The sequence below is a fragment of the Streptosporangium amethystogenes subsp. fukuiense genome, assembly GCF_042665875.1.
Lineage (GTDB): Bacteria > Actinomycetota > Actinomycetes > Streptosporangiales > Streptosporangiaceae > Streptosporangium > Streptosporangium fukuiense.
Map to the genome: position 1 here is coordinate 8,634,847 of NZ_JBHTEE010000001.1, position 22,812 is coordinate 8,657,658.

Sequence of the window (22,812 nt, forward strand, 5' to 3'; positions counted from 1 at the left end):
AGCAAGTGTGGCACCACCCCGGAGGTCCCGGCATTGTGATCATTAGCGAAGATGCGGGTATGACACTTTCCACGGCCGATCTGGTCGACGCCCACGGCGCCGCGGTCGCGAGCTGCCTGACCCAGTTCCGCTCCTACGGCCTGCGCACCCGATTCGCGGGCCCGATCGCGACGGTCCGCTGTCTGGAGGACAACGCCCTCGTCAAGCGGGTCCTGGCCACCCCCGGTGCGGGCCGGGTGCTGGTGGTGGACGGTGCGGGCTCGCTGCGCACCGCGCTGATGGGCGACCTCATCGCCGCCTCGGCCGTCTCCTCCGGCTGGTCAGGCGTGGTCGTCAACGGCGCCGTCCGCGACACCGTCGCCCTCGCCGGCCTGGACCTGGGTATCAAGGCCCTCGGGTCGAACCCGGCCAAGAGCGCCAAGGAGGGCACCGGCGAGCTCGACGTCCCCGTCACCTTCGGCGAGGTCGTCTTCACCCCCGGCGCCTGGCTCTACAGCGACGAGGACGGCATCCTGGTCAGCCCAGTCGAGCTCTCCTGACGTGCCGTTCCCGGTCGCTGAGGAGTCCCGGCCCGAAGTGCCGCCCCGCGGCCAGGACCGGGAGCGACCGGGGGAGAAGGCGGTCCCGGTCCCCTGGCGGCAGGTCAGATCGGGCCGATTCCCCAGTGGTGGACGGCGCGCTCTCCGGGAGCGAGCCGGATGACGTCCTCACCGCTGCGGAAGGCGTTCGGCGGGCAGCTCATCGGCTCCACGGCCAGTCCCCGGCGGCGGTGCTCCTCGGGAAGGGTGTCACCGGTGTAGAGCTGGAGCCACTCGATCCCCTCGCCCGCCCACAGCTGGACCCCGCGGGTCCCGTCCGCGGCGCTCAGCCGCACCCGTACCAGCCCGTCGGCGCCGCGCTCCAGGTCGGTGAACGCGGTGTCGAGCACCGTCCGGCCGATCGGGCGGGCGGTCCTGAAGTCGTACTCGGTCTCCTTGACGTCCCGGCGGTCGGTGGGGATCTTCCGGTCGTCCACCGCGAGCCACTGGGCGGCGGGGAGCTCCAGGATCGCGTCGTCGAGGGTGCCCAGGGTCAGGTAGGGATGGGCCCCGAAGCCGTACGGCGCGTCGGTGGTGCCGACGTTCTCCGCGGACACCTCGACCTCCAGGCCGGACGCGCCCAGCGCGTACCGGAGGTGGAGATCCAGGATGTGCGGATAGCCGAGCTGGGGGAAGAGCCGCAGCCCCAGCAGGATCGAGGCGTCGTCACGGGAGAGGACGCGCCAGGGGAAGGACCGGGAGAAGCCGTGGATCGCGTTGCCGGTCTGCGGCTCGCTCAGCGCGAGTTGCCTTTCCGTACCGTCGAACGTGTAGCGGCCGTCCTCGATCCTGTTCGGCCAGGGGAGCAGCGGCAGCCCCGCGCCGCCGATCGGGGACAGGTCCTCGGGGAAGTCGACGACGAGCGGCCGGCCGTCCAGGGTGAGGCTCCGCAGGCCGGCCCCGACCTCGGTGATGACCGCCTGGAAACCGCCGGCCGCGATGGTGTACTGAGTCCCGGTGGGCGCGATGTTTGTCACCTGGTAATTCAACACCCATGAGACAGGTCTGTGGCGGGTCGTGTCAGTGGCTGTTCCCGATGCGGGCCGCTCCGTGGCCAGGTCAGAGGCAGGGGCTCTGACCTGGACCGCGCCAAGGGCCGGTCAGGGGATGTCAGGACCAGATCTGGCCCTCCGGGGTGTCGGCGACCTGTACGCCGAGGGCGGCCAGCTCGTCGCGGAGGCGGTCGGAGACGGCCCAGTCCTGGGCGTCGCGGGCTCGGGCACGCTGTTCGAGAAGCTCCGCGGCACCCCCGGGCAGGCTCCTCGACCTGCCGATGTCGAGGGAGAGGTCCAGGGCGAGGATCTGGTCGAGGTGCAGGAACGCCTCGAAGCGGGAGCCGGGGGCGACCGAGCCGTCGCGCTCCAGCTCGCGCAGCAGCCGGAGCGCCAGCGGGGTGTCGAGATCGTCGTCGAAGGCCGCCTCGATCCGGGAGACCTGATCGGCGGGCATCGGCCCGCTCGGCGACTCCGACCACCGGGCCACCTGGCTCCGCCAGCGCCGCAGGGTCCGGTCGGCGGCCCGCAGGGTGTCCCAGGTGAGGTTCATCTGCTGGCGGTGGCGGTGCTCCAGCAGTGCCAGCCGCACGGCCAGCGGGTCCAGGCCCGCGTCCGCCACGTCCTTGAGCAGGACCACGTTGCCGGTGGACTTCGACATCTTGCGCCCGTCGAAGAGCAGGTGCTCGCCGTGGACCCAGTGCCGCACCACCTCGTGTCCGGCGGTGGCGTCGGACTGGGCGCGCTCGTCCTCGTGGTGCGGGAAACGCAGGTCGATCCCGCCGGTGTGCACGTCGATGCGCTCACCGAGGAAGCGCAGCGACATGGCCGAGCACTCGATGTGCCAGCCGGGGAAGCCCCGGCCCCACGGTGTCTCCCAGGTCAGCTCCCGGTCCGAGGGCTTCCACAGCGCCCAGTCGGCGTGGAAGCGCTTGCGCGGATCGACACCCTCGACCCGGTGGCCCGGCCTCAGCTGGTCGAGCCGGTTGCCGGAGATCTCGCCGTATGTCGGGAAGGAGGCCGCGTCGAAGAAGACCGACCCGCCGGGCACCGCGTACGCGTGCCCCTTCTCGATCAGCTTGGCGATCATCTCGATCATCAGGTCGATCGTCTCGCTCGCCCGGGGCGAGTGCTCGGGCGGCCGGATGTTCAGCGCGGCCGTGTCGGCGAGGAAGGCGTCCTCGTAGAACCGCGAGATCTCCAGGGCGCTGCGCCCCTCGGCCCTCGCCTGGGCGAGCACCTTGTCCTCGCCGACAGGATCGGTCTCGGCGTCGTCGACCAGGTGACCGACGTCGGTGATGTTGCGGCAGACCACCACCCGGACCCGCTGCCGCTCGCTGACCCGCCTGATCAGGTCGGACAGCAGGTACGACCGGAGATTGCCCACGTGGGCCGACCTGTAGACGGTCGGCCCGCAGGTGTACATCCGCAGTGAGCGGCTCCCTTCGGGGACGATCCGCTCAACCCGCCGATTCCGCGTGTCATACAGGCGCAACATACGCCGAGCCTACGCAATCACCCACCATTTTCCAGGAAGGCGAGGATCTCGCGGTCTCCTCGGTCGCGCAGGCGGGCGATCACCTCCTCGCGGGTGCAGCCGTCCGAGAGGCCGATGCGGGCGCCGATCAGGCGGATGCCCTCGGCCTCCGAGGCCACCGGCGCCGTGTAGCCGATCAGGTGCAGCGCCCGGTTCAGGGCGGGCAGTGCCGGTGAGGCGGCGGGCAGGTAGCGGGTCAGCAGTTCGCCGCCGTCGGAGACGGTCAGGAAGATGTGGTCACCCTCGGAGGCGTTGGTCGCGATCAGGACGGGGCGGATGGAGCCCATGGTCGGCTGGTTGTGCCAGCTGATCACCACGTCGCCGGAGGGGGTGGAGGCGGTCAGCTGGCCGCCGGGGGCCATGCCGAGATGCGCGGCGAAGCCGGTCGGCAGCGGGGAGCCTGAGCCGCGCAGATGCTCGGCGTTGACGTCCACCCGGTGCCACCAGCGCCCGTCGCGGCTGCGGAAGCAGCGCCGGGTCTCCGAGACGTCGCGGCGCGGCTGGTAGTCGGACTGCTCGGCTCCGGCCACCCGGATCCACCCGCGCTGCGTGCGCTCGAAGCCGGGGCCGCCGGCGTACGCGCGGACCGAACTCTCGCTCACGTCGTAGCGCCCGGTGAGGTTGGTGACGATCGTGTTGACGGACGCCTCGCCGTTGGAGCGTTCGATCTCCCTGACGATCATTTCCCGGATGCCCAGGTACTGCTCGCCACCCCAGCGCGACAGCCCGTACTTGTTCCGGTCGACCCGCAGGAACCGGTCGTCGGCGGTGAGCTGGTTGCGGATGCCGACGAGGCTGTAGTCCTCGCCGATGCGTTCCTGGATCTCCTCGGGCGTCAGCGGGTTGCCGGCCACCGCGAGCACCGCCTCGGCCTTGTCGTTGACGCTGCGCGGCCAGGGCACCACGTGGTTCTCCAGCACCCGCAGCTGGGGCACCGCGATGAGCCAGCGTTCGGCCACGTCCTCGCGGATGCCGAGCTGGCTGACCAGCGTGACGGCCTCGTCCAGCGGGCGCGGCCCGTCGGTGAACAGCTGCCTGGTCTTCTCCCTGAGCTCGTCCGCGCCGCCCGCGACCAGCCAGCCGTCCACCTGCTCGTAGCCGCTCAGCAGCGTCCTCACGAACCGCCAGGAGGGGATGCCCAGCGTGGCCAGGTCGGTGCGGTGCCAGGGCACCGCCGCGGCCAGGTCGTCGGCGGGCACGGCGGAGCCCAGCCGGCCCCGCAACCAGGACACGTGGCCGATCAGCGGGGCCGCGTCGTCCTTGGCGAGCCAGGTCTCGACATGGTCGCGCAGGTCACGCTCGATCTGCCGGATGCGCTCCCTGGTGACGGAGAATCGCTGGGCCAGGTCGTCGAGCGTGGCCCGCTGGGAGGCGTAGAGCCGGTCCCTGGCGATGGCCCGCTGTCGCTCGTCCAGCGTGGCGAAGACCTCGTCGATCAGCTCGGGCAGCGGCCGGTCGGGCCTTGCGGGGCGGGTCTGGGCGATGCTCTCCTCGGTGACCGGTTCGAGCAGCCGCTCCAGCACCCCGGTGAACAGCTTGTGCACCGTCTCACGGCCGAGCCCCTCGGGCGTGCGCACGCTTGAGGCGGGGTCGGCGAACCTGAGCAGGGGGAGGACGTCGCCGAGCATCAGGTGACCCCAGCATGCCAGGGCGAGGTCGGTCAGGCGTCCGGCTACCTCGGACGTCCCGATGGTGGAGCAGGCCCTGTCGAGCGGAAGCGCCTGCCACCACGCCTCTGGGAGGCGCGGATCGGTTGCGATCGGCGCTACCTGGCCGGGAGAGGTCCAGCGCAAAGGTGGCGCGATGTCGCTCAGGCTGAGGTTCATTGAGGTCCAACCGGCAAAGGGGATTACATCCGCAATTCAGACTATGTGGTCAGTTGGGAAGGAAGGGACTTGCCCGTCCGGAATGGGATACGTAAAGGAGTTCTCGTGCCCGGGTGCAGGCGACATAGAGCAGGCCGCGCTCCCGCTGGAGATCGTGGGCCCTGGCTGCCGGATCCTCGCCGACGGGGGTCAGCGAGTCGGGGTCGGGCACGATTCCCTCGCCCACGCCGATCACCGCGACCCGTCGGAACTCGAGTCCCTTCATGCCGTGCAGCGTCGTCACTCGCACCCCCAGCTCGCGCAGAGCGGTCCGCGCGTCACGCACGAGGCCGGCGGTCCTGGCGGCCACCGCTATCTCCTCGGGCGTCACGCCCTCATCCACCCACTGTCCCACCTGTGCCACCAGCCCCGTCAGCTCATCCTGCGGTGAATCGTAGGCTCGGACCATCGGCCTGGCCCCGTGCCGGGTGCTCCGGAAGCCGTAAAGCTCCTGCACACCGTTGACGAGCCCGTCGGCGGGACCGCCCCCGCGCAGCCGGACCCCCCAGGACAGGATCTCCTGCGGGAGCCGGTGCGACACCTGCAGGCGCTGCTGGATCGCGTCGATCCCGACGGCGCTGAGCGTCACCCTGGTGTCGAAGATGCGCTGGTGCGGGTCGCCCACGATGAACAGGTCGTCGCGGGCGTGCGGCACCGCCGCCCGCAGCAGCCGCCACTGCGCGGGGTGCAGGTCCTGCGCCTCGTCCACCACGATGTGCCGGTACGGCTCCCGCATGGGCTCCGTCTCCTCCAGCAGGTCTCCCGTGGTCTGGCCGAGCAGCACCGACGCCTCGGAGGCCAGCTGCAGCAGGGTCCGCTTGCCGCGTTCCCGCAGCCGTCCGGTGACGTGCCCGATCGCGTCCCAGACGGCGCCGCGCTCCTCGGCCGACAGCTCGACGCCGCGGCCCGAGCGGGGGGTGGCCAGGTACTCCTCCAGGGTTCGCAGGTTCTGCGCCAGCACCACCTGCTCCCACTCGCGCAGCAGGAACGCCGGGCTGTGGCCGGTCGCGGTCTCCTCCCAGAGCGCCGTCAGCTCGGCGGCGCCGACCAGCGAGGGCGGACGGCCCTCGGCCTCCGCGACGATGCGATGGGCCAGCCGGTCCACGTTGCCGACCTCGATCCGCTTGCGGATCGTCTCGTCCTCGATCAGCAGGTCGAGCCTGGCCGCGAGTTCGGCGCTCAGCCCCTGGGAGAAGGTGACGAGCAGGATCTGGCCGCTCGCGCGCCTGGCCAGGTGGGCCGCCCTGTGCAGGGCGACCAGCGTCTTGCCGGTGCCCGCGCCACCGGTGACCAGCGTCGGCTGCTGGTAGGACTCCCAGTACGCCAGCCGGTGCTGCGGCGGCCGCAGGAACACGCACCAGCCGGGCGCGTCGAGCACGCGGTTCAGCTCGCGCGGGTGGTCCGTGAAGACGGCCCGGTCCGGGCTGCGCAGCAGCGCGGCGCCGAAGTCCTCGGGGTTGATCGGCTCGGGTCCCGCGGCGACGGCGCGGCAGTTCTCCAGTTCCCGCCAGGCTCCGGCCATCGATTCGCCCCTGGCGAGCGCCGCCAGCGGCTCGTACTGCGTGGGGGGCAGCAGCGGTTCGAGCGCCTCCAGGGTGAGCTGGTCGGTGATCTGCCTGATCAGCGGCAGGAACCGGCCGTCCACCCCCAGTTCGGCCAGGTCGCTGTCACAGATCTCGGAGAACAGCCGCGTCGCGGACGCCTCGGCCGCCCTGCGCACCGCGGGCCGCACCTGGTCCAGCGCCTCGGCGTCCCACATCTCGACCACGCCCAGCGCGGTGTTGACGCCGAACCGGTAGCGCTGGGCGTACGCCCACGCCTCCGCGTCCGGCAGCACGGTCAGCAGCCAGTAGACGTCCCGCTGCTTGACCACGACGCCCCGGTACCGGTCGGCCAGCCTCAGGGTGGCGACCCGGGGATCCCTGGCCCCCCTGACCCGCTCGGGGTGCGGAGCACCCGCCACGTTCTGCAGGAACCTGCGCGCCGAGACCACGACGTCCCGGCGCACCGGCTGGGCCAGGGCGCCGAGTTCGACGGGGAAGTCCGGGGAGATGGCGAGGCGGGGCATGAGCTAGGCCAACAGTGACAGGAGATCGCGGTCCCCGCGTTCTCGCAGCCGGATGAGAAGGTCGGGTATGCCCACGGGGCCCGTCATGCCGACCCGGGTGGCGATGACCCGCCCGGCCTGTTCCGGGGTGCCGCCCGAGGCGGTGTAGCCGACGAGTCTCAGCGCCTGGGCCGTCGCCTCCCCCTCGCCCCCGGCGGAGGGCAGGTGCCTGGCCCGCAGGACGCCCTCGTCGGAGAGGGTGAGGAACAGGTGACTGCCCTCCTTGGCCCCCACGTCCTCCAGGAGCGTTCTGAGCGACTCGAGTACGGGCCTGTCATGCCAGCTGAGGACCAGATCGCCGACCGCGCTGCTGACCGTGCGGCCCTCACCGGGTGACATCCCGAGGTAGGCGGCGAACCCGCTGGGCAACGGGCACTCGGCGCCCCGCAGGTGGTCGGAGGTGACGTCGATCCGGAGCCACCAGCGGCCGTCGGGCTGGCGGAAGCAGCGCCTGGTCAGCGAGACGTCCTTCAGCGGGCGGAAGGGGGCCTTCGCCGGCTCCCCGTTCTCCCGAGGCGCGCCGGGCGGCTTCTCCGCGATCAGGGCCGGGGCGCCGCTCGGGCGATGGGGAGGCCGTTCGCCCGCGCCGAGGATGCGGAGCTGCGGAACGTTCTCCAGCCACTCCTTGGACACCTCGGGGTGGATGCCCAGCGAGGAGACCATGTCGAGGGCCTTGTTGATGGTCAGCGGCGGCTGGGCGTCGCTGAGCATGTCGCGGGTGCGATGGCGGAGTTCGGTGATGTCGCCCTCCACCAGCCACTCGTCGACCAGGTGGTAACCGGGGAGTGTGGCCAGCACGAACTGCCAGGCCGGGATGTCGAGAGAGTGCAGCTCCAGGGTGTGCCAGTCGGCGGCGTTGATCAGCCGCTCCTTGGGCGCCGCCCTGCCGAGCACCCTTCTCATCTCCTCCAGGTGCTCCCGGTACGGGGCGGCCTCGTCGGAGGCGATCCACTCCCCGAGTTCCCGGCGCAGGTCGACCTCGATGCCGAAGATGACCTCCGGCCGTACCGCGAAGAGCTTGGCCAGCGCCTCGGCGCTCGCCGGGGTGTCGCTGAACAGCCTGTTCTGCGCCACCGCCCAGCGCTTGTCCTCCGCGTTGGCGAAGACACCGTCCACCAGTGCGTGCAGGCTCTCCGCGGGCTGCCCGGCCCGCGGGCTCCGCGCGGCCTCCTCCGGCTCGGAGGCGCTCGCCGCATCCGGGGCGGCGGCGGGTACGGGGTCGTCGCCGGTCTCGGCGATCGCCCCGACCGGGGCGGCGGCCGCCTCGGCCTCGGGCACGCTCTCGGCGGAGGACTCCCGGACCTCTTCGGACACGGCGCCGGGCGCGGCGGCCTGAGCCTCCGGCTCGGTCACGGGCGGATCGTTCCTCGCCGGAGCCGGCTGGAAGAGCGACCCGGGGACGGCGGCGGGCTCAGCCTCAGCCTCCGCCGCACGACGTGCCTCGGGCACCGGCAGGGCTTCCGGCACGGAGCTCTCCGCGCTCTCGGCAGCGCTTTCGGCAGTGGGCCCCGAAGCGGGCTCCGAAGCGGGTTCGGCGGCGGGTTCCGCGGGGGACTCCGCCACGACGCCCGGCCCGGTCTCCGGCGCGGGGTCGGCTCCAGACTCATTCGGTATGGCATCGGACTCGTCCGGGACCGGTTCGCTCCGCGCGCCGGGCGCCTGGACCGGAGCCACCGGAACCGGAGCCGCCTGGACGGAAGCGGCCGGAGACATCGGAGCCGAAGTCGCCGGGAGCGGGGTCGCCAGGCGTGCGAAGACCGCGGTGAAGAGGGCGTGCAGCAGCGGGACCGGCTGGATGAACGGCTGGTCGCGCAGGTCGTGGCCGGTCAGCGCGAGGAGGCCCGGCCAGGATCCCGCGCGGTCGAGGGCTATGGCCGTACAGGGCTCGTCGGCCTCGTCCGGGTCCAGGACGTGCAGTGCGGGCAGCACGTCGCCCACGGTAGCGGCAGGCCAGTGGTTCAGGGCGAGCACGGTGAGGATCTCCGCCAGCCGCTCAGGAGGCAGCACGGCGAGCACGCGGGCCATCGGCAGGCTCCGCCACCAGGCGTCCGGCAGATCCGGCTGGTCGCGCAGAAGTGGGACCGTGGCCGCGTCGCTCCAGCGTAGCGGCGGCACGAGGTCACTCAGACAGAAGTTCATCCGTTCCCTTCACCAGCCCCTTAAGCCGCCCGAGACACTCCGTGTGGCCGGGGAACGAGACTCATGGAACAGACCATAGTCTGGCAAATCGCTACGGCGCATCGGGTCGGTTCAGCGGCGTACAGCCGCGAACCGCAGTCGCACGTAGTCGGCCATCCAGCCGGTCTCCCGCCGGAGGGCGGGGGCGGCCAGCTCGTTCACCCGGTGCAGCAGCGAGTCGACCATCTCCACCGGCACTTCCTGGAGCAGCGAACCGGCGAACATCCGCACCCAGTCGGCCGCCCCGTTGGGGCACTCGTCGAGCGGGGTCGGCCGATCGAAGTATTCCAGTAAGCGGACCGTGAAGCCGCCCTTCTCCAGCCTTGTGGCGTATTCGGCGGGGGTGGGGAAGTACCACGGCAGGCCGGGCTCACGGAGCCCGTACTCCCGCCAGGCGGTGGACAGCGCCGCCGTCAGCGCGGCGCAGTTGCCCGCGCCGCCCATCTCGGCCACGAACCGTCCGCCGGGTGCGAGGGCCTCGCGGACACTGGTGATCACCGCGTCCGGCTCCTGGCCCATCCAGTGCAGGGCCGCGTTGGAGAAGACCGCGTCGTAGGGCTGGGCCACCGTGAAGTCGCGGCCGTCGCCGACTATGAAGTCCAGCCCCGGGTACTGCGCCAGGGCTTTTTCGATCATCGCCTGCGATCCGTCGATCCCCAGGACGTGCGCGCCCCTGGAGGTGATCTCGGCGGTCAGCGTCCCCGTGCCGCAGCCGAGATCCACGATGCGCTCGCCCGGCTGCGGGTCGAGTAGCTCGACCAGGGGGGCGCCATGTGCTGAAACGTACCCAAAGCTGCTGTCATAGGCGCGAGCATTCCACCTCGTCAAGCTAGGCGCGTCGTATCGCAAGACGATCAGCTCACATTCTGAGACGCCAGGGTCTCTTATCGGTACTCTCCAGACACTTTAGAGCCTCTGGGAAGTCACGACATATCAGTCTCATCAGCCCCACCCTCATCTCACCTTTCTGGCCCACTCGCGCTGAAGGTAGGCTCTGGCCCTGTCGATCTCCGAGACGGTGAGGATCACGGGTTTGCCGCTGGTGGCGGGGAGCTTGGCCGCGAGTTCGTCGTCCAGGGTGCCGCGCATCTGGAGGGCCTCCATCCTGACCGGGCGGGCGTAGCCCTTCAGGAAGAGGTTCTGGCCCCTGTCCGAGAACAGGAACTCCTGCCAGAGCCGGGCGGCGGCGGGGTGCGGGGCCTGCTTGTTGATGGCCTGGACGTAGTACGAGCCGAGCACGGCGTCGCCGGGAATCGCGACCTTCCAGTCCTTGCCGCCGGCCGCCCGCTCGGCGTTGTGGTAGTCCCAGTCGACGATGACCGAGGCCGCCTTGGGGGTCGCCGCGAGGTTGCCCGCGCCCTTGAGGCGGTGGAAGAACTCGACGCCCCGCTCCGCCCTCGCCTCGCCGCCCCTGAGCGAGACGGCCATCACCCCGTTGAAGGCCGCCGAGACCTCCCGGGGGTCGCCGGGCAGCGAGACGCTGTGACCGGGCTTCAGCAGGTCGGAGAAGGAGGCGGGGGCCGCGACCTTGCTCGGGTCGTAGCCGATGGACATGTAGCCGCCGTACCCGGCGTACCAGGTGCCCCGGTGATCCTTGAGATGGTCGGGGATGTCCTGCCAGCCCTGGACCCGGTACGGGGCGAAGAGGTCGGACTTGGACACGGCGACGTCCACGCTCAGGTCGAACACGTCGGGTTTGAGCGCGGGAATGGCCGCGATCTCCCTGGCGCTGTTCGCGTCGGGCTCCAACTGGTCGACCTTGATCCCGTACTCCTCGGCGAAGGTGTCGATGATCTCGCCGTAGTTCACCCAGTCGCGCGGTAGCGCGATCACCGTGAGGGTCCCCTCCTTCTTGGCCGCCTCGACGAGGCGTTCCATCGTGGAGAAGCCCTCCTTCATGGAGGCGGCCTGGGTGTTGACCGGCGGAAGTTGGATGTTCTGAGGAGCCGGGGCGCCACATCCGGCGATCGTGGCCGTGAGGATCACGGCGGCTGCGGCGCTGGTACGTACGGTCACGGAGAGAATGCTCTCCGCTGTCATTCCTCCGGTCGAGCAGGCGCGGCCCTTCCCACCGGACGGTTTATACGTGTCTTGGCGAGCGGCTTACCCGAACGCCCCGGCGGGCGCCTCACGCGCGCGGGGGACGCGACTCCTGGACCACCTTCGCCGCGGCGAGTGTCTCCTCGCCGATCTCGACCAGCGTGCCGTCCCGTTTGCGCACGCCGAGCACGCCGTCCCGCCAGAACTCCAACTCGCCCACCGCGTCCCGGAATCCCTCGGGGACCCGTCTCCGCGTGGTGACTCTTTTGCCCACGTCAGAGGGGGTTATGGTGATATTCAGGTGAGCACCGAAACCAAGGGCCATCGACTTTTGCCCCCTCCCGTTTCAGACACGTGGCGGGCCCGGCAATACTAGGGCTAAGCAACCCGCGGTCGAAGTCGTGCCTAGGTGCGTAAAGAAGAAGGAGCCCGAGGTGACCTACGTCATCGCGCAGCCTTGCGTGGACGTCCTGGACAAGGCATGCATCGAGGAGTGCCCTGTCGATTGCATCTACGAGGGGGGACGGATGCTCTACATCCACCCCGACGAATGCGTCGACTGCGGCGCGTGCGAACCCGTCTGTCCGGTGGAGGCCATCTTCTACGAGGACGACCTTCCCGAGCAGTGGAAGGAATTCTACAAGGCGAACGTGGACTTCTTCGAGGACCTGGGGTCGCCCGGCGGCGCCTCCAAGGTCGGCAAGATCGAGAAGGACCACCCGGTCGTCGAGGCTCTGCCCCCGCAGGCCGAGAGCCACTAGGTCCTGTCCGGCGGATCTTGCCGTGGCGAGGATCGGCCGGCCGCCGCCTCGCGGAGTGAAGGAGGTCGCCGCGGCGTGCCGCGGCGACCGACGACGACACGGCGAGGTGCCGTCTGACCGGCCGCGGTGGGTGAAAGATCCAAAGGACGGGGTCCGGTGCCGGAGGGGTGCGAGATCGCTCCTCCGGTGCGTGCCACCGGCAGATCCGACAGAGCGAGAGACGACGGCTGAATCAAGTGAGCGCCACTTCCAACCGGTCAGAGAACCCGAACGTGTCCGCGAGGCTCCGATGATCGGCCTGCCGGACTTTCCGTGGGACCGGCTCACGCCGCTGAAGGAACTGGCGGCGTCGCACCCCGACGGGATCGTCGACCTTTCGGTGGGCACCCCCGTCGATCCGGTGCCCGCCATCGTGCGCCAGGCGCTCGCGGACGCCTCGGACAGCCCCGGATACCCGCAGACCTACGGTTCCGAGCGCCTTCGCTCGGCCGCGGCCGGATGGCTGCGGCGCAGGCACGGAGTGGTCCTCGACCAGGCGAACGTGCTGCCGCTGATCGGTTCCAAGGAACTGGTGGCCTGGCTGCCGACACTGCTCGGCGTCGGGCCGGGACAACGAGTGATCTTCCCCGAGCTGGCCTACCCCACCTACGACGTGGGAGCCCGCCTCGCGGGCGCCGAGCCGTACGCCGCCGACGGGCTGCTCGCGCTCGGGCCCGAGCGGGTGCCGCTGGTCTGGGTCAACTCCCCGTCCAATCCGACGGGTAGGGTCCTGCCCGCCGAGCACCTGCGCAAGGTCGTCTCGTGGGCGCGCGAGCACGGCGCGGTCGTGGCCTCCGACGAGTGCTACATCGAGCTGGGCTGGGAGGAGCAGCCGGTCTCGATCCTGCACCCGGACGTCTGCGGCGGCTCGCACGAGGGCCTGCTGGCGGTGCACTCGCTGTCCAAGCGCTCCAACCTGGCCGGCTACCGCGCCGGGTTCGTCGCCGGCGACCCCGCGCTGATCAAGCGGCTGCTGGAGATACGCAAGCACGCCGGCATGATGATGCCCGCGCCGGTCCAGGCGGCGATGGCCGTCGCCCTGGACGACGACGAGCACGCCGAGGAGCAACGGGCCCGCTACGCCGCCCGCCGCGCGGCGCTCCGGCCCGCCCTGGAGGCGGCCGGCTGGAAGATCGAGCACTCCACGGCGGGTCTGTACCTGTGGGCGTCCAACGGGACGGGCTGCTGGGAGCAGGTTCGCGCGCTGGCCGACAACGGGATCCTGGTCGCTCCGGGCGACTTCTACGGGACCGCGGGCGAGAGGCACATCAGGGTCGCCGTGACGGCCGGTGACGAACGCATCAGTGCGGCTGTGCGCCGCCTCCAGTAGGATCGCGCGGCATGACCCCCGAGGTCGCCGTGATACTCGGTCTGAGTGTGGTCACCCTTGTCCTGTTGCTCGGCGCGTTCTTCGCGACGACGCGTCAGGACAGGGGGGCCGACGACCCCGAGCCTCCCGGCGAGACACCCCTCTCCTCCTCGGTTGGGGCCGCGCAGCCGCCCCAACCGGCCATGGGCCATGTCGGCATCGACTATCCCGACCCCCGTACGATCAAGGTCGGCGACACGATCGAATGCCAGGGGGTGCGCAGCCGCGTTCTCGGCGCCCTGTACCTGTCGTGGCAGGGCACCCAGTGGACCGAGTACCTCCTCGACGACGGCACCCGCCGCTACCAGTGGCTCTCGATCCAGATGCACGACGGCCTGGCGACCGGCGAGCCGCCGCACCTGGAGGTGCTGCTGTGGACGCAGGTGCCCACCGAGGGCATGATCCCCGCCAAGACCACCCTGAGCGTCGAGGGGGTCGACTTCCTTCCCATCGACCGTGGCACCGCGGCCTTCCGCGGTGAGGGCGTCACCTCGATGCCCGAGCGGGGCCTGCTCGACTTCGCCGACTACCGGGCGGCCGACGGCCGCCTGCTCAGCTTCGAACGCCTGCAGGGCCGGCGCTGGAGAGCCTCGCACGCCCAGCACCTGGCCCCCGGCACGATCAGGATCGAGAAGAAGGGCTGAGACCCAGGGGGCGGGCTCGACCTCCAGGGCGGCGGGCTGAGGAAGCACCCGCCGGTGGGTCCGCGACCTCGTGTATCACAACGCTGATGGCCAGGGCCGGTCGACGCGGGGCTGGTCAAGCGCGTTACCGCGCCTCAAGCCCCCTCCTTCAGGAAGGGGTCGTTGACTGCGATATCTCGACCTTCCCCGCGGGCACCTTGGGGTCGGCCCGCCAGCCGTCGTGGCCGTTCGCGGAGACCCACGACTGGCCGTCGTAGCGGATCCTGGTCAGCCCGAACTCCTTGGCGTGGGCGATCGACCAGCCGGCCACCAGCCAGCCGCGCCTGCGCGACGGGGCCTCGAACGCGGCCCCGAGTGCCCTGGTGAGCTCGCGCTTCGCCGCACCCGTGTCGGGGCTCGGGCTCTTGCCCGAGGGACCCGAGGGAACGGGGAACCAGCAGTGCACGGCCCTGGGGACGCGTCCGGTGAACGCCGCGGCGAGGATCTTCCCGTCCTCCTCGTGCTGGGCGTACGCCGACCCGTCGGCCGAGCGCTGCACCGCCTGGGCCGCCTCGTGGAGCGGCAGCTTCCGGTATCCCTTCACCTTCACCAGCGCGGCGAAGAACTTCTCCGAGGCGTAGACGGGATCGATGAGCTGGCTGGGCTTTCCCCACCCCTGGGAGGGCCGCTGCTGGAACACGCCGACCGAGTCGCGGTCGCCGCCCCTCAGGTTCTCCAGCTTCGACTCCTGGATGGCGGTGGCGTAGGCGATCACGGCGGCCCGCTCGGGCAGCTTCCTGCGGGCCGCCACGGCCGCGATGGACGCCGCCACCTGGGCCTGCGCGATGTCCAGGTCCAGCGAGCCCTCCGGAGTCGTGATCCTGCACCCCTCGCCGAGGTCGACGAACGGTTTCGCCCGTTTGAGCAGGGTGAACAGACCCGCGGTGATGGCCACCACGAGCACGACCACGATCGCGATGATCGCGATAACCCCTTTTGAGAAGCGCCCTCGCACGGTCAAGAACCTACCGGTCCCCGCGATTGCTCAGCCTGTGATAACGCTGTGAACACTAGGCTCCGGGCCATGATCCAGAGCGATGCCAGCCCGTTGCCCGCGGCCGTCGACGAGCTGTGGCGACGCCGGGCCGAGCTGAGCCCCGCGGACACCGAGGCCCGCGCCGTCGTGGTGAGCGCGGTGGACATGCTCGACGGCGGAAAGGCCCGGGTGGCGGAGGTCTCCCCCAGCGGCGAGGTGGTCGTGGACGAGCGCGCCCGGCGGGCCGTCAAGCTCGCCTTCCGGGTGCTCGGCATGGCCAGGTCCCAGGTGGGTGACTTCCATCACCATGATCGCCTTCCGCTGAAGACCTCCGTCGACGGGGTACGCGTCGTGCCGGGGGCGATCGCCCGCTGGGGCGCCTACCTGGCGCGAGGCGTGGTGCTGATGCCCTCGTTCGTCGACATCGGCGCCCACCTGGACGAGGGCAGCACCGTGGACACCTGGGTCTCGGTCGGTTCGTGCGCCCAGATCGGCAAGAACGTCCACCTGGCCGGCGGGGCCGGCGTCGGAGCGACGGGCGGCCAGGACGGCGAGGAGGGCTCCGGCGCCGGGGGAGAGCCGCCGAGGGCCGCACCCGCGGTCGTCGAGGACGGCGCGCTGATCGGCCACCGTGCGGTGATCGCCGAGGGGGCCCGGGTGGGCCGGGGCGCCGTGGTCGGCGCCGGGACGATCCTGTCGGGCTCGACCCCTGTGATCGATGTGCGGACGGGGGAGGAACTCGGCCGCGGCCGCGTCCCGGACTGGTGTGTGGTGGCAGGGGGGACCCGGCGGCGTGAGTTTCCCGGTGGCACCTTCGGCCTGCGCTGCGTACTGGTGCTAGAGCGCCTGGAGGAGGGCCGCAGGCCCGGCGAGGTCGAACTCGACCGGATGCTGCACGGACACGGATAGGCGGCCTGCTCGACAGGGGGGCGCCCGGCCCCACGCCGGACTCGACCGGATGCCGTACGGACGCGGACGGAGCGGCGGGGGCGGGCTCGTCCGGTTCCCGCGCGGGCACTAGGGTCGCGGGCATGAGTACGCGTCTGGATCTCACCCAGGATGTCGGGGAGCTCACCGCCCGGATCGTGGACGTCGAGTCGGTCAGCGGTGACGAGAAGGCACTGGCCGACGCCGTGGAGGAGGCCCTCCGGCTTCTTCCGCATCTGACGGTCGAGCGCGACGGCGAGTCGGTCGTGGCCCGTACCCGGCTGGGCCGCGGTGAGCGGGTGGTGATCGCCGGGCACCTGGACACCGTCCCCGTCGCCGGCAACCTGCCCAGCCGGGTCGAGGGCGACCTGCTCTACGGCTGCGGCACCTCGGACATGAAGTCCGGCATCGCGGTCGCCCTGAAGCTGGCCGCGGCCCTCCCGGAACCCAGCAGGGACGTGACCTACGTCTTCTACGACTGCGAGGAGATCGAGGCCGAGCGCAACGGCCTGCTCAGGCTCAGCCGCAGGCACCCCGACTGGCTCGCGGGGGACTTCGCGGTGCTCATGGAACCCACCGACGGCGCGATCGAGGGCGGCTGCCAGGGCACGCTCAGGGCCCAGATCGTCACCCGGGGCAAGCGGGCGCACAGCGCCAGGTCCTGGTTCGGGGTCAACGCGATCCACGCCGTCCAGCCGGTGCTCGCGATCCTGAACGCCTACGAGGCGAGGCTGCCCGTCGTCGACGGGCTGGAGTACCACGAGGGCCTGAACGCGGTGGGCATCGGCGGTGGCGTCGCGGGCAACGTGATCCCGGACGAGTGCGTGGTGACGGTGAACTACCGTTTCGCCCCCGACCTGTCGCTGGAGGAGGCGCAGGCCCACGTGAGCGAGGTGTTCGAGGGGTACGAGGTCCGCTTCACCGACGGCGCGGCCGCCGCGCGGCCCGGCCTGACCCATCCGGTGGCGGCGGCCTTCGTCGACGCCGTGGGCGGAACGCCGAGGGCCAAGCTCGGCTGGACCGACGTCTCGCTCTTCGCCGGTCTCGGGGTGCCCGCCGTCAACTACGGCCCCGGAGACCCGAATATGGCGCACCAGCAGGGGGAGTTCGTCTCACTGAAGAAGATCGCCGACTGCGAGCGCGGAATGCTCGGCTGGCTGTCGTGAAAGGCCGGGCCCACCCGGCCGGGCGTGCCGTTCACGGTGGGGTGGGGCATCCGGCGAGTGTGATCCACTCCACCCTGACGTGGGCGGTTACCCCGTGAGGGGCCGGAGCGATGTGCGGCGCAAATGAAAGTGGCTTTCCTCGCCGGCCATTTGGCGGGGAAAGCCACTTTCAGTCCCGAGCAGCACCCTCGGCAGTTAGACGCGCTCCCGTCAAAATTCGGTTCCATGTTTTCATGGAGATTTTTCAAGATTTTTCCGGGGCGGCACTACGGTGTCCCGCATGAGGAAAACACGTCCTGAACGCCGCCAGGGAGCCGCGGTGGTCCGCGGTGACCTCGTCTCCGACTCCACCTACGATCAGCGGCTTCTCGACAGGAGAGGGCCGGCCGACTGGCTGCACATGGACCCCTGGCGGGTGATGCGGATCCAGGCCGAGTTCGTGGAGGGCTTCGGCCAGCTCGCCGAGCTGCCCCAGGCGGTGACCGTGTTCGGATCCGCGCGTACCCCCGCGGGCAGCCCCGAGTACGAGATGGGGATCGAGCTGGGCAAGAGGCTCTCCGAGGCGGGCTACGCCGTGATCACCGGTGGCGGCCCCGGCTGCATGGAGGCCGCCAACAAGGGGGCGGCGGAGTCCGGCGGTGTCTCGGTCGGCCTGGGCATCGAGCTGCCCTTCGAGCAGAGCATGAACGAGTATGTCGACCTCGGCATCGAGTTCCGCTACTTCTTCGTGCGCAAGACCATGTTCGTGAAGTACTCCTGCGGCTTCATCACGCTGCCCGGCGGGTTCGGCACCCTGGACGAGCTGTTCGAGGCGCTCACCCTGGTCCAGACGGGGAAGGTCACCTCCTTCCCCGTGGTGCTGATGGGCACCGAGTTCTGGGGCGACCTGATCGGCTGGATCAGGAACACCCTCGCGCGGACCGGCAAGATCTCCGCCCGGGACGCGGATCTCATCCACGTCACCGACGACGTGGACGAGGCGGTCCGGATCATCGTGGAGGCCGACCGCACCAGGGCCGACCGCACCAGGGACGGGCGGAGAAGCCCATGACCCCGGTCGGCGAAGCCGAATAAGGTCGGGGCGTGTTCATATGTGTATTCCTCGCGTCTAGTCAGAGAATCGACAAGAAGTACCAGGAGCTGGCCGAGGAGGTCGGCGCGGAGCTCGCCAGGCGCGGGCACGACCTGGTGAGCGGAGGGGCCAGGGTCTCCTGCATGGGCGCGATCGCCCGAGCGGCCCGTGCGGGGGGCGCCCGCACCGTGGGTGTGATCCCCCAGTCACTGGTGGACATCGAGCTCGCGGACGAGCACGCCGACGAGTTGGTGATCACCGGCGACATGCGCGAGCGCAAGGGGGTCATGGACGCCCGCTCCGACGCCTTCCTGGTGTTGCCGGGCGGCATCGGAACGCTGGAGGAGCTGTTCGAGATCTGGACGTCCCGCACGCTGGGCCTGCACGACAAGCCCCTGGTGGTCCTCGACCCGTGGGGCATCTACCGGCCGCTGCGGGACCTGGTCGAGGGCATGCAGGAGGCGGGCTTCACCCGGCCGAACGTCTTCGACGCCATCTCCTGGACCGCCACGGTCGACGAGGCGTTCCGGCTGCTGGAGAAGTCGACCAGGCACCTGGAACCGAGTGCCGAGGAACTAGGCGAGGCCACGGCGGGTTAGCGCGGGTGGACGTCGCCCGGCGAGGGAGTCGGTCATCTCGACCGCGAGCCGCACCTGTTCCCGGCGATCCGTACGGAACACGCGGGCACCCGCCCAGGCGCAGATCGAGGCCGCGGTGAGTTCCGCGGCCTCGGCGTCCCTCTCGTCTCCGGCCTTCCCGGCCTGCCCGCCGGCGGCCAGCCTGGCGGGGGTGACGACCACGGTGTGCCCGGCGCGGACGAGCTCCTCGACCTCCCCGATCGAGTGGGCCTCGACCCAGCCGGGTTCGCCAGGATCGCCGGGGCCGAGCACGAGGGGGACCGTCCCGGTCCGCCCGCTCGGAGAGGCCGGGGCCCGGTCGTCGCCCGCCTCGGCGGAGGCGGGCGGGAGGCTGCTCTCTTCAGGGAGCGGAGGAGTCACGACCCGATCCTAGGTCAGCGGAGTTGTGGCACGATTCGTATGTGCTGGTCGTATTAGCCCTCGCTGCCGTAGCCGTCGTCGCCAGTGTCACGGTGGTCGCCATGGGCCGAGGGGGTGAGCTGAGCGAGTTCGCCCCCGATGTGCCTCCGCTGGACCTGCCCAAGGGCGGCCAGCTCGGTGCCGTCGACTTCATGGCGCTCCAGCTCCCGGTGAGCCTCGTCGGCTATCACACCCAGAGCGTGGACGAGGCGCTGAACCGGGTCGCCGGAGCCCTGAGCGAGCGTGACACCAGGATCGCCGTGCTGGAGCAGCGGGTGGCCGAGCTGCTCGCCGGCCGGCTCCAGGCCCGCCACGAGCTCAAAGGCGGCCTGCCCGCCACCCTGCGCGAGCTTGAGGCGCCGTACGAGCTCTCCGGCCACGGCAGGCCCGCGGCGGACAAGGAGCGTGCCGACGGCTCGTCCGCCGTTTCGCTCACCGAGCGCGAGGTGCCGCCCCGGCTTCCCGACCCGGCCGAGCCCGTGCCGGACCTCGTGCACGACGAGGGGGATTCCGGCGGGTCACCGGCCGTTCCACGGGGCGGGCACGGGCCGCAGGAGGCCGGCGGGCCCTCCGAGGCGGATGGGAGTTCCGTGGCGGAGGAGCCGCCTGGCGCGTCGCGGGTCTCCTCGCCGTCCGAGCCGTCCCGGGTGCCGGACTCCCCGTCCCCTTCCGGGGTTTCGCCGGAGCCGTCCTCCGACGCCGTCGGCGTCCACCTCGGTGAGCGGCCGGGGACGGACAAGAAGGAGGAGTCCCGTTGACCGAGACCTCGCGACCCCTGGTGCCCGCGGCACCCGTGGAGCTCGTGCGCTGCGGGTGGGTGAGCGCGGCCCCCGACTACATCGCCTACCACGACGAGGAGTGGGGCCGCCCGGTCACCGGCGACGACCGGGTGTTCGAGCGGATCACGCTGGAGGCGTTCCAGTCCGGCCTGTCCTGGATCACCATCCTGCGCAAGCGGGAGAACTTCCGTGCCGCCTTCGAGGGGTTCTCCATCCCGGCCGTGGCCGCCTTCGGCGAGCAGGACGTCGAACGCCTGCTCGCCGACGCGGGCATCGTCAGGAACCGGGCCAAGATCGAGGCGACGATCGCCAACGCGAGGGCCGCGCTCGGCATCGGCCTGTCCGACCTTGTCTGGAGTCACGCGGACCCCGGCTCGCCGGTCCCGAAGACCCCGGCGGACCTGCCCGCCCAGACCCCCGGCTCCAAGGCGCTGGCCAAGGAGCTCAAGTCACACGGTTTCCGTTTCGTCGGCCCGACCACCGCTTACGCGCTGATGCAGGCCATCGGCCTCGTCAACGACCACCTGGCCGACTGCTGGACACGCCGGGCCTGACGGTCTCCCTCCCGCGGGCGAGGGGGAGCCGTGCGCGGACGCCCCGCCGCCCGCGCGGCAGGGAGCGGGTACGCGGCGGCCGGGCCGGGTTCCCGGCGGAAACCGCCGGCAGGCCGTCAGCGGCCCTGGAAGACCGGGCGCTCCTTGGCGAGGAAGGCGCGGGTCGCGTTCAGGTGGTCGTCGGTCCCGGCGCAGGCGTCCTGGAGGTCGGCTTCCAGCTCCAGGGCCTCGGCCAGCGAACTGGTCGAGGCGAACCGCAGGGCGCGCTTGGTGGCCGTGTAGGCGCTCGTGGGCCCCTGTGCCAGCCGTACTGCCAGTGCGTGGGCGGCGGTGTCCAGTTCGTCGGCGGGGACGACCTGGGAGACGATCCCGAGTTCGAGCGCGCGGGCCGAGCCGACGGGCTCGCCGAGCAGTAGCAGCTCCGCAGCGCGGCCCGCTCCGACCAGGCGCTGCAGGGTCCAGGAGGCACCCGAGTCCGGGGCCAGGGCGATGCCGGAGAAGGCCATCGCGAATCTGGCCTTCTCCGAGGCGATTCGCAGGTCGCAGGCGAAGGCCAGTGCGGCGCCCGCGCCCGCGGCGACGCCGTTCACCGCCGCGACGACCGGCTTGTCCATCTCGGTGATCGTGCGGACGATCGGGTTGTACTGCGTACGTACCGTGTTGTCCAGGCCCCGGCCGGCCTCCAGGTTCGCGGCGTGCTCGCCCAGGTCCTGGCCGGCACAGAACGCCCGCCCCGTCCCGGTCAGCAGCACCGCCCGCACGGCACGCTCCTGCGACGCCGCGGTCACCGCCTCAAGCAGGGCGGTCTTCGCCCGGGAGGTCAGCGAGTTCATCGCCTCCGGCCGGTTGATGACGATGGTGGCGACGGCGTCGTCGACGGAGTAGAGAACGTCGTTCAACAAGGGCTCCTTCGGGCTTCTCGGCTCCGCGTACTACGGCTCGCCGAGGTGGCGGTCGACGAAGGCGGCGGCGGCTGGGAGCAGCCGTCCGGCCTCGTGTTCGAAGTAGATTCTGGCCTGCTCCCCCGGCCAGCCTTCCGGCAGGAGCTCGGCCGGGAGCCCGGGGTCGTGGAACAGGAAGTTGCGCCAGCCGTGCAACAGCCTGCTGCGGACGGCGAACACCCGGGCGTCGCTCGCGTCGCCGGGCAGCTCGCCGATCAGGTCCGTCGCCTGGGCCAGCCATCTCCGGTAGGCGGCGCCGATGCCGTCCAGGTCCCATGTCCTGGCGGCCAGTGCCGCGGGGTCGCCGTCGAGCACCGCGTCGAACCGTTCGGCGCCGACGCCCTCGCGGCTGAGGATCGCCTCCAGCTCGGAGGAGGGCCGGAGCCCGATCCAGGTGGTCTCGGACAGGGGCGCGTACCCGATGAAGGAGAGCTCGGCCCGGAGGCGCTCCCTTCTGGACCGCTCGCGCACGGGCTCCAGCACCAGGATGTGCCATCGGCCGTCCCAGGTGATCGTCCCAACTCGGTAAATTCTCAGCGCGGCTTCGTCGAGGCGGTGCACGCACTTGGGGGTGACCTCGTAGCCGGGGCCCCCGGGCAACCGGGCGGGCGCCAGCCAGCCTTGCCGTACCATCCGCGAGATGGCGGTGCGCACGGCCGGAGCGGCGATGTCCAGCGGGGCGAGCAGGCGGACGAGGGCGGCCACGGACGCATGGCCGCCTCGGGATCCGAGGTGGTCCCCGTACAGATCGAAGAGCGCGGCGCGGGCGTTCACGAGGACAAGTTTGGCCGTCCGGGGGGTCTCGGACAACGGTCTTGATCGCCGGATGAGCCGACGCTGAGACTGATCGTTCCCATTCTCCGTGCGGAGGCGGGATAATAGGACATCACAGAAGACGTGAATGCGTCGGCCACCCTCGGGTCAGTCGGAGATCCGGAGCCCGAAGCAGGAAGGGATACACGCATGGCGGCTATGAAGCCGAGGACCGGTGATGGTCCGCTGGAGGTCGTCAAGGAAGGCAGGGGGATCGTCATGCGGGTTCCTCTGGAGGGGGGCGGCCGTCTCGTCGTTGAGCTCTCCGCGGACGAGGCAAGTGCTCTTGGTGAGGAACTGAAGAAGATCGTCGGTTGATACCGATCTAAGACAAAGTGGCGGAGCCGGGCCCTATTTGAGCTTGCTCGGGGAGCATGACACCTGCGATGGCCCGCGCG

23 protein-coding genes are annotated in these 22,812 nt (G+C 71.0%); 11 read left to right on the plus strand and 12 right to left on the minus strand.

The window, feature by feature from the left end; genetic code table 11:
- Nucleotides 1–59: 59 nt before the first annotated feature.
- Nucleotides 60–539: a ribonuclease E activity regulator RraA gene (gene rraA / locus ACFQVD_RS38385; protein ID WP_343976229.1), complete on the plus strand. Its 480-nt coding sequence runs from the start codon at nt 60–62 to the stop codon at nt 537–539.
- 104 nt (nt 540–643) lie between these two features.
- Here the strand turns inward: rraA and ACFQVD_RS38390 are convergent, their stop codons facing one another.
- From ACFQVD_RS38390 to ACFQVD_RS38425, 8 genes are all read right to left on the minus strand, one after another.
- Nucleotides 644–1,555 carry an aldose 1-epimerase family protein gene (locus ACFQVD_RS38390; RefSeq protein ID WP_343976232.1) on the minus strand — a complete coding sequence of 304 codons (912 nt, stop codon included), beginning with the start codon at nt 1,553–1,555 and terminating at the stop codon, nt 644–646.
- A gap of 133 nt (nt 1,556–1,688) precedes the next feature.
- The gene (gene cysS / locus ACFQVD_RS38395) at nt 1,689–3,068 is read right to left on the minus strand and encodes a cysteine--tRNA ligase (RefSeq protein ID WP_343976235.1); all 1,380 of its coding nucleotides are present in this window, start codon (nt 3,066–3,068) and stop codon (nt 1,689–1,691) included.
- A gap of 17 nt (nt 3,069–3,085) precedes the next feature.
- Nucleotides 3,086–4,933, minus strand: coding sequence for a sigma factor-like helix-turn-helix DNA-binding protein (locus ACFQVD_RS38400; RefSeq protein WP_343976238.1), 1,848 nt, complete (start codon nt 4,931–4,933; stop codon nt 3,086–3,088).
- 49 nt (nt 4,934–4,982) lie between these two features.
- The gene (locus ACFQVD_RS38405) at nt 4,983–7,040 is read right to left on the minus strand and encodes a UvrD-helicase domain-containing protein (RefSeq protein ID WP_343976241.1); all 2,058 of its coding nucleotides are present in this window, start codon (nt 7,038–7,040) and stop codon (nt 4,983–4,985) included.
- Nucleotides 7,041–7,043: 3 nt separating this feature from the next.
- The gene (locus ACFQVD_RS38410; protein WP_343976244.1) at nt 7,044–9,218 is read right to left on the minus strand and encodes a hypothetical protein; all 2,175 of its coding nucleotides are present in this window, start codon (nt 9,216–9,218) and stop codon (nt 7,044–7,046) included.
- A 111-nt stretch (nt 9,219–9,329) separates the two neighbouring features.
- A complete protein-coding gene (locus tag ACFQVD_RS38415) occupies nt 9,330–10,085 on the minus strand; it encodes a class I SAM-dependent methyltransferase (protein ID WP_343976247.1) in 756 nt (251 codons plus the stop codon).
- A gap of 126 nt (nt 10,086–10,211) precedes the next feature.
- A complete protein-coding gene (locus ACFQVD_RS38420) occupies nt 10,212–11,273 on the minus strand; it encodes an ABC transporter substrate-binding protein (RefSeq protein ID WP_343976250.1) in 1,062 nt (353 codons plus the stop codon).
- A 112-nt stretch (nt 11,274–11,385) separates the two neighbouring features.
- A complete protein-coding gene (locus ACFQVD_RS38425; RefSeq protein ID WP_343976253.1) occupies nt 11,386–11,571 on the minus strand; it encodes a putative acetyltransferase in 186 nt (61 codons plus the stop codon).
- Between the two features lie 160 nt (nt 11,572–11,731).
- On the opposite strand from ACFQVD_RS38425, the gene fdxA reads away from it, so the two are divergent.
- The 3 genes from fdxA to ACFQVD_RS38440 all read left to right on the plus strand — a co-directional run bounded on the left by fdxA (nt 11,732) and on the right by ACFQVD_RS38440 (nt 14,110).
- On the plus strand, nt 11,732–12,058 hold the full coding sequence (gene fdxA, locus ACFQVD_RS38430; protein ID WP_030910647.1) for a ferredoxin: 327 nt from the start codon (nt 11,732–11,734) through the stop codon (nt 12,056–12,058).
- A 289-nt stretch (nt 12,059–12,347) separates the two neighbouring features.
- Nucleotides 12,348–13,427, plus strand: a complete 1,080-nt coding sequence (dapC, locus tag ACFQVD_RS38435) for a succinyldiaminopimelate transaminase (RefSeq protein WP_343976260.1) — start codon at nt 12,348–12,350, stop codon at nt 13,425–13,427.
- An 11-nt stretch (nt 13,428–13,438) separates the two neighbouring features.
- The gene (locus ACFQVD_RS38440) at nt 13,439–14,110 is read left to right on the plus strand and encodes a DUF4178 domain-containing protein (RefSeq protein ID WP_343976263.1); all 672 of its coding nucleotides are present in this window, start codon (nt 13,439–13,441) and stop codon (nt 14,108–14,110) included.
- Between the two features lie 148 nt (nt 14,111–14,258).
- On the opposite strand, the gene ACFQVD_RS38445 is transcribed toward ACFQVD_RS38440, so the two are convergent.
- On the minus strand, nt 14,259–15,059 hold the full coding sequence (locus ACFQVD_RS38445; RefSeq protein ID WP_343976266.1) for a hypothetical protein: 801 nt from the start codon (nt 15,057–15,059) through the stop codon (nt 14,259–14,261).
- Nucleotides 15,060–15,173: 114 nt separating this feature from the next.
- Between ACFQVD_RS38445 and ACFQVD_RS38450 the strand changes: the two genes are divergently transcribed.
- The 4 genes from ACFQVD_RS38450 to ACFQVD_RS38465 all read left to right on the plus strand — a co-directional run bounded on the left by ACFQVD_RS38450 (nt 15,174) and on the right by ACFQVD_RS38465 (nt 18,889).
- Entirely contained in the window at nt 15,174–16,034 is an 861-nt protein-coding gene (locus ACFQVD_RS38450; RefSeq protein WP_343976269.1) for a 2,3,4,5-tetrahydropyridine-2,6-dicarboxylate N-succinyltransferase, read from the plus strand.
- 122 nt (nt 16,035–16,156) lie between these two features.
- Complete coding sequence (dapE, locus tag ACFQVD_RS38455; RefSeq protein ID WP_343976272.1) at nt 16,157–17,218, plus strand: succinyl-diaminopimelate desuccinylase; 1,062 nt, start codon at nt 16,157–16,159, stop codon at nt 17,216–17,218.
- 280 nt (nt 17,219–17,498) lie between these two features.
- Nucleotides 17,499–18,269: an LOG family protein gene (locus ACFQVD_RS38460; RefSeq protein ID WP_343976275.1), complete on the plus strand. Its 771-nt coding sequence runs from the start codon at nt 17,499–17,501 to the stop codon at nt 18,267–18,269.
- A gap of 32 nt (nt 18,270–18,301) precedes the next feature.
- Nucleotides 18,302–18,889 (plus strand): LOG family protein, encoded by a 588-nt coding sequence (locus tag ACFQVD_RS38465; RefSeq protein ID WP_343976278.1) that lies wholly within the window; start codon nt 18,302–18,304, stop codon nt 18,887–18,889.
- Here ACFQVD_RS38465 and ACFQVD_RS38470 read toward each other — a convergent pair.
- Nucleotides 18,866–19,288, minus strand: a complete 423-nt coding sequence (locus ACFQVD_RS38470) for a hypothetical protein (protein ID WP_343976281.1) — start codon at nt 19,286–19,288, stop codon at nt 18,866–18,868. The two genes, ACFQVD_RS38465 and ACFQVD_RS38470, sit on opposite strands and share 24 nt — an antisense overlap.
- A gap of 41 nt (nt 19,289–19,329) precedes the next feature.
- Between ACFQVD_RS38470 and ACFQVD_RS38475 the strand changes: the two genes are divergently transcribed.
- Together ACFQVD_RS38475 and ACFQVD_RS38480 are read left to right on the plus strand one after the other, a co-directional pair.
- Nucleotides 19,330–20,085: a hypothetical protein gene (locus tag ACFQVD_RS38475; RefSeq protein ID WP_343976284.1), complete on the plus strand. Its 756-nt coding sequence runs from the start codon at nt 19,330–19,332 to the stop codon at nt 20,083–20,085.
- Nucleotides 20,082–20,660 (plus strand): DNA-3-methyladenine glycosylase I, encoded by a 579-nt coding sequence (locus tag ACFQVD_RS38480; protein WP_343976287.1) that lies wholly within the window; start codon nt 20,082–20,084, stop codon nt 20,658–20,660. Before ACFQVD_RS38475 ends, ACFQVD_RS38480 begins: the two co-directional genes overlap by 4 nt.
- Nucleotides 20,661–20,776: 116 nt before the next feature.
- On the opposite strand, the gene ACFQVD_RS38485 is transcribed toward ACFQVD_RS38480, so the two are convergent.
- Complete coding sequence (locus tag ACFQVD_RS38485; RefSeq protein ID WP_343976290.1) at nt 20,777–21,559, minus strand: enoyl-CoA hydratase-related protein; 783 nt, start codon at nt 21,557–21,559, stop codon at nt 20,777–20,779.
- 33 nt (nt 21,560–21,592) lie between these two features.
- Nucleotides 21,593–22,375: a PaaX family transcriptional regulator gene (locus tag ACFQVD_RS38490; RefSeq protein WP_343976293.1), complete on the minus strand. Its 783-nt coding sequence runs from the start codon at nt 22,373–22,375 to the stop codon at nt 21,593–21,595.
- Between the two features lie 189 nt (nt 22,376–22,564).
- Between ACFQVD_RS38490 and ACFQVD_RS38495 the strand changes: the two genes are divergently transcribed.
- Nucleotides 22,565–22,732, plus strand: coding sequence for a DUF3117 domain-containing protein (locus ACFQVD_RS38495; RefSeq protein WP_084195322.1), 168 nt, complete (start codon nt 22,565–22,567; stop codon nt 22,730–22,732).
- Nucleotides 22,733–22,812: the final 80 nt, after the last annotated feature.

What these genes read in the sequence shown, in the direction of transcription:
- rraA (WP_343976229.1), top strand. Translation starts at nt 60, where the DNA reads ATGACACTTTCCACGGCCGATCTGGTCGACGCCCACGGCGCCGCGGTC.
- ACFQVD_RS38400 (WP_343976238.1), bottom strand. Translation starts at nt 4,933, where the DNA reads ATGAACCTCAGCCTGAGCGACATCGCGCCACCTTTGCGCTGGACCTCT.
- ACFQVD_RS38405 (WP_343976241.1), bottom strand. Translation starts at nt 7,040, where the DNA reads ATGCCCCGCCTCGCCATCTCCCCGGACTTCCCCGTCGAACTCGGCGCC.
- ACFQVD_RS38450 (WP_343976269.1), top strand. Translation starts at nt 15,174, where the DNA reads ATGATCCAGAGCGATGCCAGCCCGTTGCCCGCGGCCGTCGACGAGCTG.
- ACFQVD_RS38440 (WP_343976263.1), top strand. Translation starts at nt 13,439, where the DNA reads ATGACCCCCGAGGTCGCCGTGATACTCGGTCTGAGTGTGGTCACCCTT.
- ACFQVD_RS38495 (WP_084195322.1), top strand. Translation starts at nt 22,565, where the DNA reads ATGGCGGCTATGAAGCCGAGGACCGGTGATGGTCCGCTGGAGGTCGTC.
- cysS (WP_343976235.1), bottom strand. Translation starts at nt 3,068, where the DNA reads ATGTTGCGCCTGTATGACACGCGGAATCGGCGGGTTGAGCGGATCGTC.
- ACFQVD_RS38460 (WP_343976275.1), top strand. Translation starts at nt 17,499, where the DNA reads ATGAGGAAAACACGTCCTGAACGCCGCCAGGGAGCCGCGGTGGTCCGC.
- ACFQVD_RS38410 (WP_343976244.1), bottom strand. Translation starts at nt 9,218, where the DNA reads ATGAACTTCTGTCTGAGTGACCTCGTGCCGCCGCTACGCTGGAGCGAC.
- dapE (WP_343976272.1), top strand. Translation starts at nt 16,157, where the DNA reads ATGAGTACGCGTCTGGATCTCACCCAGGATGTCGGGGAGCTCACCGCC.
- dapC (WP_343976260.1), top strand. Translation starts at nt 12,348, where the DNA reads ATGATCGGCCTGCCGGACTTTCCGTGGGACCGGCTCACGCCGCTGAAG.